This window comes from Streptomyces sp. NPDC029216, from assembly GCF_040648015.1.
In the GTDB taxonomy this organism is placed as follows: domain Bacteria; phylum Actinomycetota; class Actinomycetes; order Streptomycetales; family Streptomycetaceae; genus Streptomyces.
The window spans coordinates 44,751-54,001 of record NZ_JBEZWL010000043.1; the positions used below are offsets into that span (position 1 = coordinate 44,751).

A 9,251-nucleotide genomic window follows, 5' to 3' on the forward strand; every position below is an offset into this window, starting at 1 on the left:
GGCACCGTAGCGGCGTCGGCGTTCGTCCGGCTCAGCTGTCGGCTCCACCCGCGGCGCCGGTCATGTCGAAACGGTCAACAAGCGCGGCGGCCTGTGGCCGAGCCGAAGCCCAGCCACGTGTGGCGGTTGTTCCACCAGCACCAGCCCACCTTGGGGGCGTCGCGCCGCTCGCGGCCGTCCCGCCCGGTGCCGTTGCTGATCCAGATCGCCGGGGTGCGGGCGTCCAGGGTGCCGTTGGGCTTGAGCAGCCGGGACCCGATGGTCATGAAGCAGTGGTTGCGCTCCAGCGCCTCGGGCTGTTGCAGCAGCCAATGGATCCCCTCGGTCAGCACGAGCGGGGTGCGGCCCTCCTCACCGAGGGCGGCCAGGGCCTCCTCCGGGCTCCAGTCGGCCATGTGGTCGCCGCGGTCGAGACCGGAGACGAGGTAGACGGGCGCGTCGGGCAACTCGGTGTGGTGGGGTTCGAAGCGGTCGACATCGGTCATGTCGGTGACGACGAAGCCCGGCTTGCCCGCGTGGCGCAGCAGCGGTGCGAGTGCGGAGGCGGGCGCCCGGTCCGGGTGGACGGCGAGCAGCGCGCTGCCGTCCCCGGGATCGGCGCCCTCGGTGAAGGCGCGCAGCTCGGCGTCGGAGATCCCGGCGAGCTGCGGCACCCCGAGTTCGACCAGGCGCTCTGCCTGGGCGGCGAGCGGCGGAAGCGGAAGCGGGGGCGCGGCAGCGGAAGCGGAAGCAGAAGCAGAAGCGGTTTCGGGCACGGGCAAGGTACTCCCTCGTTTCGTGATCGAAGCAGCGGCCCCGGGGCAACGAAACGGCCCGCCGGATTGTTCCCGAACCCGTTCGCGGGGCACCGGACAGGCATCCGGTAGCGTCCGTTCCGTGAATGCCCTCGACGCGCTCGTCCGTCTCTGTCCGCCGCCGGTCGACCCGCCCCCCGCGGTGGACTGGGCGAAGGCCGAGCAGGCTCTCGGTACGGCCCTGCCCGCCGACTACAAGCGGCTCGTCGGGACGTACGGTGCCGGAGTCTTCGACGAGACGATTCAGCTCCTCGTCCCCCACGCTGCCCGCGACGACTTCGACCTGCTCGCGCTGACGACGGAGCGGGACGAGATCCTGGCCGAGCTCTGGGAGTACGAGGACCAGCCGGACGGCCTGCAGGAGGCGGGGGCGAGGGTCCTTCCGTGGGCATCCGAGGAGGGCACGGGGGCGTACCTCTACTGGCTGGCACGGCCCGGCCTGCACCCCGATGAGTGGACGGTGCTCTACAACGAGGGGCGCGGCCCCCTCTGGGAGCACCACGGCACGGGGTGCCTGGCCTTCCTGCTGGCGGTGCTCACCGGAACGGCGGAGACCGACTACTTCGGCCACCTCCGCGACGTACTGAAGCCGACGCGGCACAGCTTCGCCACCGCCGCCGGGGCCTAGGAAGGCGGCGGTCTTGTCGTAACGAGTGGCCAGGCCGCGCCATTGCTTGAGCTTGTGGATGCACCGCTCGACCGTGTTGCGCGCTGCCTGTGGGCCTCGCGGTCGAAGGCCGGCGGACGGCCGCCGCGGCTGCCCCGCCGCAGGCGGTTGGCAGCCTGGCCCGCGGGCTGCGGGATGACCTCGCGGATCCCGCGCCGCCGCAGATGACGGCGGACCGCCCGGGATGAATACGCCTTGTCGGCGAGGACAGCGGCCGCTGTAGTCCAGGCTCTGAACGCGAGCGGCCGGCAGCGGCCGTCGGTCCACGATCCGGTCTGCTCGGGGGCCAGTCGGCATGGGGCCGGCCCGGAGTCGCCCCAGCTGCCTGATTGTCAGCGCATGGGTCGAGGATGGAGTCATGACAGGGGAAGCGAGCGAGATCGCTCTGAGTAAGCAAGATCTTCGTGAGGTCACCGCGTTCGCTGCAGCGTGCGCGGAAGTGGTGCTCAAGGTATTCGAGGGCGATCAGCCGGACGACTTGCGGCCTCGAGACGCTATCGGCGCCGCGTGGGAATTCGCTCGCGGTGGTGAGCGAGGGAAGGCTCTGCGCGACAGGGCGTGGGCGGCGCTCAAGGCAGCCAAGAGCACGGACACTGAAGCTGCGCGCGAGGCGGCTCGGGCAGCGATGTCTGCGGCAGGCGCCGCCTACCTGCATCCGCTGGCCAAGGCCACCCAGGTCAAGCACATTCTCGGGGCCGGCGCTCATGCGGCCAGAGCGGCCGAACTCGTCGCCGACGACGATCGGAGCGTGGGTGTCAAACACCTTGAGCAAACGCTGCATCGTGCGACACCGGTCGTCGTTGACGTGCTGAAACGGTTCCCGCCGGCGCCGAGTGGCGGCGGACGGGTTGGTGAGTTGATCCGCATGCTGGACACTGATCTTCGTTCGCTCACCCTCGCTGAGTGACTTCGAACGTTCAGACGGTGCGGCCCCACCTCAGTCAGCGGTTGACTTCAAGGTCCGTCAGGACGAGCAAGGCGCGCAGGAGCTGGGTGGCGCGGGCGGGGTCTGTGCGGAGTTTGGTCTCCACCCAGCCCGTTACGTACATGCAGTGGAGGCAGCCAGTCCGCCGGCCCTTGTCCGCTTTCGCCCTGTTGGAGCGGGCGGTGACCGCGATCAGCGAGGTGGGCCCTGCGCTCGTGGTGGCGGTTGCGGCCTCACGTGTCAACGTGCGTCGCCGCCTCCTGCCTTGACGAGGACGTCCAGGCGCGGCTCGCCGGCCCTCTCGTTGCTGCCCTCGTCCTTCGGGCGCGACACGTCCTCGATGCCCGGGTGGCGGCGGGCCGATATGACGAGGCAGGTGATGGCGCCCAGGAATACCAGGACGGAGGTCCAGTTGTTCAGGCGCAGGCCGAGGAACGTGTGGGACTCGTCGATGCGCAGGTACTCGGTCCAGAACCGGCCGACCGTGTAGGCGGCGGCGTACAGGGCGAAGGCCCTGCCGTGACCGAGCGTGAACCGGCGCGCCGCCCAGAGGACCAGTGCGGCGACGCCGATGTTCCAAAGGGACTCGTAGAGGAAGGTGGGGTGGTACGTCGCGATGTCGAGCATGTCGGACGGCCGGTGCGCGCGGTCGATCTCCAGGCCCCAGGGGAGCGTGGCGGGGCGGCCGTAGAGTTCCTGGTTGAACCAGTTGCCCCAGCGGCCGATCGCCTGGGCCAGGGCTACGCCGGGGGCGACGGCGTCCGCGAAGGCGGGGAAGGGGATGCGGTGGCGACGGCAGCCGATCCACGCGCCGACCGCACCCAGGGCGATGGCGCCCCATATGCCGAGCCCGCCCTCCCACATGTACAGGGCTCGGATCGGCTCGCCGTGTTCGCCGAAGTATGCGTCGGGGCTGGTGATCACGTGGTGGATACGTCCGCCGGCGAGGCCGAATGGCACTGCCCAGAGGGTGACGTCCGCGATGACGCCCTGCTCCCCGCCCCGCGCGACCCAGCGCCGGTTGCCGAGCCAGACGGCCACGAACACGCCCGAGATGATGCAGAAGGCGTACGCCCTCAACGGAATCGGGCCGAGGTGCAGGACCCCGGTCGAAGGACTGGGAAGGTAGGCGATGTCCATCGTCACTCCGTAGGAGTCGCAGTCGAGCGGACTGGTAGGCATCTGATCGGTGAGGCGTGCACCGAACGGCTTCCTGGCTCCTTGATCAGGGACCGGCTGGTCATGTGACGCCTTCCCCGGTCTTGTTCCGGATGGCCTGGGCGAACGCCTCGCAGCCGGTGTTCCATGCGGCGTCCAGGTCTGCGCCGGGCGGGAAACGGCCGTCGAGTTCGAGTACGACCATGCCGTGAGCGAATGCCCAGAACGAGCGCGCGATGTCGATGTCTCCGTGCACCGCGTGGGCCAGCGGCGTCGCCGCGCGGTCTTCGAGTCCCCTCGGGGAGTGAGGTGCGGGCGAGCGGCCGGCCTTGAGTGATGCGGTAGAGGTGCGGGCTGGCGAGAGCATGCCGTCGGTAGGCACGGGCCAGCACGAGCAGGGGCGGTTCGACGCCGATCTCGGCTTCGGCGGCCTCCAGTTCCTCCGCCAGCTCCGTCATCCCCCTGCACCTGGAGCCCGGCCTCGACAGCGGCCTTGTCGGGAAAGTGCTTGTACAGCGAAGGGGCCCGGATGCCGACGCGCTCGGCGATGCGCCGCATCGACAACGCATCCGGCCCTTCGGCGTCGAGCAGTTCCCGGGCGGCGGCCATGATCTGCTGCGCACGGTCAGCCACGGCGAGCCGTCCGCGCGAGCGCGATGCCGGTGGGCCGTCCCGATCCGGAAGCCGGCACCCGAACGGTGGGGACCGGGGATGCTGCCGGCGGGGCGCGGCTGGCTGTATCGGTGCTCAAGGTGGCCCTCTCACATGGCGATCAAGCGCAACGGCTAACAGCGTTAGCCGCGCCTCGCAGTATGGCTACCACTGTTAGCCGTCAAGGGTGGAGCCTGTCGCGCTCCGTCTGGCCCGGGCCTCAACACGAGGTTCTGATCGGCGAGTTCCACCTGACCGCGGCGCCATCCGCAGTCAGTGCCCAACGGCTCCACGCCGACCCGCGACTTTGCGCTGAGGGCCAGAGACAGGAGACGGGCCCGATGCGGGCCACGTCGGCGAGGACGGCATCGATGTGCAGCACGCAGCGTGTGGGCGCCTGGATCCGCACCTAGGGCGTGTATCGAAAGTATTTTCTAGGAGATCGTCAGGCTGCCCGGCTACGGTGCGGGCATGGTGAATTTCGTGCTGGTTGCAGGTGCACGGCTCGGGGCGTGGGCGTGGGGCGAGGTGGTGCCGTATCTGCGCGCGGCTGGCCACGGCGTCTATCCGTTGACGCTGTCCGGTCTTGCCGACAAGCAGGGTGTACCGGCGGGGCAAGCGACTCACGTCCAGGACATCGTTGCCGAGGTAGAACGCCAGGGTCTGCGTGACGTAGTCCTGGTGGGTCACAGCTACTCGGGCATCCCGGTAGGTCAGGCCGCGGAGCGGATCGGTGACCGACTGGCCCGCGTGGTATTCGTCGACTCAAGTGTTCCAACTGACGGCGAGTCGTTTGTCTCCGCCTGGCCGGACGGCGGGGCGGCAGTGGAGGCATCGATCGCCGAGAGCGGAGGGTTTTGGCCGCTCGCGCCAGCTGCTCATTACGACGGCGAGGGTCTCACCGATGAGCAGATCGCACGCCTCGTGCGTGGCTCGACGCCTCACCCAGGTGCCACACTGACCGAGCCCGCTGTGCTGGCGGGGCCGCTCGGTGAACTTCGGCGACATACATCCTGTGCGTGATGCCGGGGGCCGAGCCTGACGACGCCGAGCCCGACGAAGATGTGGCTGAGCTGCTGAACAGCAAGCGCTGGCGGCTGGTCAAGATGGACACCGGCCATTGGCCGATGTTCTCCCAGCCGCGCGAGCTGGCGCAGATTCTCCTCAATGCTGCCGTGGAGTGAGAGCACCTCCATGCCTGCGGGCTGGTTTTGGACGCGCTTGATGTGTGCTGGTCACAGCCATTCGCCGATGGCCGCTATGAGGACGGTCGCCTCATAGCGGACCGCTGGCTTGTCGTATCGCGTGGCGACGGCGCGGTACCTCTTGAGGCGGTTGATCCCACACTCGACCGCGTGGCGCTCACGGTAGTCGACTGGGTCGAACTTCGGCGGCCGGCCGCCGCGAGAGCCGCGCTGGTTGCGGTGGCGCGCCTGGTCGACCTTGTCCGGGATGGTGCAGCGGATCCCTCGGCGACGCAGGTGAGCGCGGTTCTTGCGGGAGGCGTACGCCTTATCAGCACGCACCCGATCGGGGCGGACGCGCGGCCGGCCCGGCCCGATGCGGGGCACGCGGACCTTCCTCAGCACGGGTTCGAACTGCGGCGAGTCGCCGCGCTGCCCGGCCGTTACCACGATCGACATGGGCTTCTGGCCCTGCTCGACGGCCAGGTGCACCTTGGTGTTGAACCCGCCACGAGAGCGTCCCAGTCCATGATCACGGGGCTCGGTGAAGACACCCCCCGGCGGTTCCTTCTGAAGGTCACCCTGCTTCCGGGCTCCAGCCGCGTGCTGATGGGCGCGGCACACCGTGGAATCGACGTTCAGGTCCCACACGATCGCACCCTTCGCATCAGCCAGGGACTGGAGCCGGCTGAAGACCCGGTGCCAGGTGCCGTTTCGCTGCCATCGGCGGAACAAGTCGTAGATCCTGCCCCACGGGCCGTACTCGACGGGCACGTCCCGCCACGGAACGCCCGTTCGGACCCGGAACCGTATGCCGTCGATCAACTGCCGCCGGGGCCAGACAGGCGGCCGCCCCGCCTTTGTCCCCATCGGCAACAACGGCTCCAACACCGCCCACTGTTCATCAGCGAGATCACCCCGCCCCATGAATGAAGATCATTCATGGGGCAAGATCCACTTTCGATACAGGCCCTGGGTCGTCTCTTCCGGATCTTGCCTGACCCGCGCCGCCCGGCAAGATCCGAAAGAGACGGCCTAACCGAGTGCCGGAGGGTGCTCGGCTGGGCGGCGTCCCCAGGCCGAGATCAGCGGTGCGAGTGTCAGGTCGAGTTGGCCCGCGTGGATGGCGGCCAGGTGCGCGTCGATCTCGGCGTCGTCGGTCAGGCCGGCCGCGAGCAGCTCGCCGCGCACGTGCCGGATGGTCGCCGCCTCCAGCCGGTCGCAGGCGAGCCCGCCGACCGGGAAAGAGCCCGCCGCGGCGACATCCACCAAGCCGGCCTCGCGCAATGCCCGCGGCAGTGTCCGCCCGTAGCGCAGGTCAGCGCCGCGGCGCGTCAGCAGCTCCCGGACCGCGTCGCGAAGCCGGTTGGCCCGCCGCTGCGCAGGGCCGCTGTCGTCCAGGCATGCCAGTGGCTGCAGAGCGGTATCGGCGTCCTCGACCAGCAGCCAGCCGCCGGGCCGTAGCGCTGCTGCCATCGTGGCCAACGCGCGAGCCCGGTCGGGTACGTGGACCAGCACGAGCCGGGCGTGCACCAGATCGAACGTCCCCGGCTCCGGGGGCGGATCAGCGGCGACGTCGTGCCGGCGCACCTCGTACCCGTTGCCTGCCTTCAGCCACGACGGGTCGATGTCCGTGGCCAGCACGTGCCCGGTCGGACCGACGGCCGCCGCGAGCGCCTCCGGGATACCGGGGCCACCGGCCCCCACTTCCCAGCACCGCCAGCCAGCCCTGACCCCCAGTCGATCGAAGTGCCCGCGCGTCACACCGTCGAACAGCTCGGCCAGCCAAACGAATCGCTCGCCCGCCTCGGCGCGCGCGTTGTCCAGCAGGTACCCGCGGGCGGGAGCGGACTCTCCACCGAGCGCGGAAGTCCCGCCTATCGGATCCGGTCGGCCACCGACGTGCGGAGGGCGGGGCGAGGAGGTCATGACTACATGGTCACCTTCCCGGGCCACCAGCGCCACGACGACGGGAGAGGTATGGCTCACACAGCCGGCGAACCCCGCACGTCCCGTTCGTGACGGGTGGTGGTACCTCTTCTCCAGTCCGGGATCCGGGGCTGAGACCACACACCGACACCGTCTTACTCCCAGGGCTTCCCACCCGACAGACCGTCACGAACGGACACCATCGCGACCCCTCTTCTGGGCGGAAGCCGACCGCCTGAACGCCTTGCAGCAGTCTCGGCGGGAGTTGTCAGTGGCAGGCGAGAAGATGCCGGTATGACACTGCTGCCGATCACCGCGCCCGCGTCCCTGCTGGACGTCCACCGTCTCGACCCCGAAGCCGAAGGATGGGGATTCAGAGTCGATCACGCGGTGGCAACGACGGCCGGCGACACCTACGTGCTGACCGGCCTGCGCCGCTACCGCGGGCACGCGGTCGGTTCGGCCGACCCCGGCGAGCAGGATTTCGGCTACCAGCTGATCACCCGCCACGGATCCGACGGAAAGCCCACCGCCACTGCCGTGTTCGGGCAGGCGGTGCCGGGCGGTGGCCCGTCGGCGATACCGGAGGGCGACGCGGCGACGCTGGCCGTCCTCCCGGACGGCGCGGTCGCCGTCACCTCCAAGCCCGGCAGCACCCACCTCCTGTCCCCGGACCTGGACGAGGTCCTCGCCTCCTGGCCGATGTCCTGGGGCTGGGAAAAGCAGCAGGGCCCCGGGGAGGATCCGTTCGCCGCGTCGATCGCCGTCACCCCCGCGGGGCGGCTGCTGTGCATGACCTCCGAGTACGGGCTCAGCAACTGGGCCGGCGCCCACCCCAACATCGTCGCCGTCTCCGAACCCGGCAGCGCCCTCGGCCCGGGCCAGAAGCCCGTGCTGCGCGCCATCGCGACCCTGGACGCGCGCACCGACCGCCAGAGCGACGCCGACTCGTACACGCACGTGCGGTACGGCGACGAGCCGGTGGGGCGCGGCAACCGGCCCTCGCCCTCGTTGACCGAGGCCTTGTCGGAGCTCACCGGGACCAGCGGCAGCCTCTACGGCTACCTCGACTCCACGATGACCCGCCCGGCAGCGCTCGGCGACGACCTGTTCGTCGTCCCGGTCTTCGGGAAGACCTACCGTTCGAGCAACCGGGGGCAGGAGTTCAGCTTCGCCCTCGTCGACGACCGCGGGGTGTTGCGGGGCCGGCTGGGAGGCTTGCACCTGCGCGAGGACAGCCCGTTCACCGGCTTCGACTTCACCGTGGTCGCCGACCCGCACCGCGCCCGTGCCTTCCATCTCAACCGCTACGGCTTGTACGCCTGGAGCGCCGACGGCGTGCTCCGCGCCCGGATGTCCACTGCGGAGAAGCCGTTCAAGCCCCTCGTCCACTTCGCCCTGCTGGAGTGCACGCCCGCAGGGGAGCTGCTCCTGGCACACCGCAAGCAGCACCTGCTGCTGCGGGTGCCGGTGCCGCGGGACCTGGACGGCCTGGGGGTGGCGGTGGAGGCCGCGCTGAAGGGCTACGGGCGGGAGCGCACCGCGCTGAAGAAGCAGTACGCGCCCGTGAACTGGCTCTGGTCGGATAGCGCGGCCACCGTGAACCATCTCTGATGACCTGTCATCGTGATCGCTTTGCCGGGTGTGGTGTGGCTGTAGTACCGGGCTGGATCCCACCGCCGGGATGCCACTCCATCACCGGGCCCGCCGCGTCCCCGTGTTCTTCGCACGAGGCCCCGGGATCCACTCCGCCGCAGTCGAACCGGCGACAGAGGCAGGCCTCGCCCGGGGCCGTGGGCAGTAGAGTCGGCAAGGGCCTGTGAAGGACACCCTCAGTGTGCGTCGCTGAACTCCGGCGGGGCTCTCTCAAAGATCGCGATCGAGCCGGAACCGGAGTCGGAACTGGGCTAGAAAGATCAGTATGGAACTCACCCAGATACGCC

General features: G+C 69.8%; 8 protein-coding genes and 3 pseudogenes. 4 read left to right on the plus strand and 7 right to left on the minus strand.

Annotated elements, in window-relative coordinates; translation table 11 throughout:
• Positions 1–74: 74 nt before the first annotated feature.
• Positions 75–755, minus strand: a complete 681-nt coding sequence (locus AB0F18_RS17915) for a DUF5701 family protein (protein WP_362061263.1) — start codon at positions 753–755, stop codon at positions 75–77.
• 121 nt (positions 756–876) lie between these two features.
• Here AB0F18_RS17915 and AB0F18_RS17920 point away from each other — a divergent pair, with 121 nt between their 5' ends.
• Positions 877–1,422, plus strand: coding sequence for a hypothetical protein (locus AB0F18_RS17920; RefSeq protein WP_362061266.1), 546 nt, complete (start codon positions 877–879; stop codon positions 1,420–1,422).
• Positions 1,423–1,428: 6 nt separating this feature from the next.
• Here AB0F18_RS17920 and AB0F18_RS17925 read toward each other — a convergent pair.
• Positions 1,429–1,673 (minus strand): annotated as a pseudogene (locus AB0F18_RS17925) (transposase); the annotation flags it as partial.
• Between the two features lie 146 nt (positions 1,674–1,819).
• On the opposite strand from AB0F18_RS17925, the gene AB0F18_RS17930 reads away from it, so the two are divergent.
• Complete coding sequence (locus tag AB0F18_RS17930) at positions 1,820–2,368, plus strand: putative immunity protein (protein ID WP_362061269.1); 549 nt, start codon at positions 1,820–1,822, stop codon at positions 2,366–2,368.
• 258 nt (positions 2,369–2,626) lie between these two features.
• Here the strand turns inward: AB0F18_RS17930 and lgt are convergent, their stop codons facing one another.
• The 3 genes and pseudogenes from lgt to AB0F18_RS17945 all read right to left on the minus strand — a co-directional run.
• Positions 2,627–3,526 carry a prolipoprotein diacylglyceryl transferase gene (lgt, locus tag AB0F18_RS17935; protein WP_362061290.1) on the minus strand — a complete coding sequence of 300 codons (900 nt, stop codon included), beginning with the start codon at positions 3,524–3,526 and terminating at the stop codon, positions 2,627–2,629.
• 100 nt (positions 3,527–3,626) lie between these two features.
• A complete protein-coding gene (locus AB0F18_RS17940) occupies positions 3,627–3,749 on the minus strand; it encodes a hypothetical protein (protein WP_362061293.1) in 123 nt (40 codons plus the stop codon).
• Between the two features lie 341 nt (positions 3,750–4,090).
• Positions 4,091–4,153 (minus strand): annotated as a pseudogene (locus AB0F18_RS17945) (TetR family transcriptional regulator); the annotation flags it as partial.
• Positions 4,154–4,666: 513 nt separating this feature from the next.
• On the opposite strand from AB0F18_RS17945, the pseudogene AB0F18_RS17950 reads away from it, so the two are divergent.
• Positions 4,667–5,379, plus strand: a pseudogene (locus AB0F18_RS17950) (alpha/beta hydrolase).
• A 51-nt stretch (positions 5,380–5,430) separates the two neighbouring features.
• On the opposite strand, the gene AB0F18_RS17955 reads toward AB0F18_RS17950, so the two are convergent.
• Together AB0F18_RS17955 and AB0F18_RS17960 are read right to left on the minus strand one after the other, a co-directional pair.
• Complete coding sequence (locus AB0F18_RS17955) at positions 5,431–6,306, minus strand: IS5 family transposase (protein ID WP_362061272.1); 876 nt, start codon at positions 6,304–6,306, stop codon at positions 5,431–5,433.
• 108 nt (positions 6,307–6,414) lie between these two features.
• Positions 6,415–7,308 carry a methyltransferase domain-containing protein gene (locus tag AB0F18_RS17960; RefSeq protein ID WP_362061275.1) on the minus strand — a complete coding sequence of 298 codons (894 nt, stop codon included), beginning with the start codon at positions 7,306–7,308 and terminating at the stop codon, positions 6,415–6,417.
• A 294-nt stretch (positions 7,309–7,602) separates the two neighbouring features.
• On the opposite strand from AB0F18_RS17960, the gene AB0F18_RS17965 reads away from it, so the two are divergent.
• Entirely contained in the window at positions 7,603–8,922 is a 1,320-nt protein-coding gene (locus AB0F18_RS17965; protein WP_362061278.1) for a hypothetical protein, read from the plus strand.
• Positions 8,923–9,251 lie beyond the last annotated feature (329 nt).

Coding starts and splice junctions, on each gene's coding strand:
- AB0F18_RS17930 (WP_362061269.1), top strand. CDS start 1,820: ATGACAGGGGAAGCGAGCGAGATCGCTCTGAGTAAGCAAGATCTTCGT.
- lgt (WP_362061290.1), bottom strand. CDS start 3,526: ATGGACATCGCCTACCTTCCCAGTCCTTCGACCGGGGTCCTGCACCTC.
- AB0F18_RS17940 (WP_362061293.1), bottom strand. CDS start 3,749: ATGGTCGTACTCGAACTCGACGGCCGTTTCCCGCCCGGCGCAGACCTG.
- AB0F18_RS17955 (WP_362061272.1), bottom strand. CDS start 6,306: ATGGGGCGGGGTGATCTCGCTGATGAACAGTGGGCGGTGTTGGAGCCG.
- AB0F18_RS17960 (WP_362061275.1), bottom strand. CDS start 7,308: ATGACCTCCTCGCCCCGCCCTCCGCACGTCGGTGGCCGACCGGATCCG.
- AB0F18_RS17965 (WP_362061278.1), top strand. CDS start 7,603: ATGACACTGCTGCCGATCACCGCGCCCGCGTCCCTGCTGGACGTCCAC.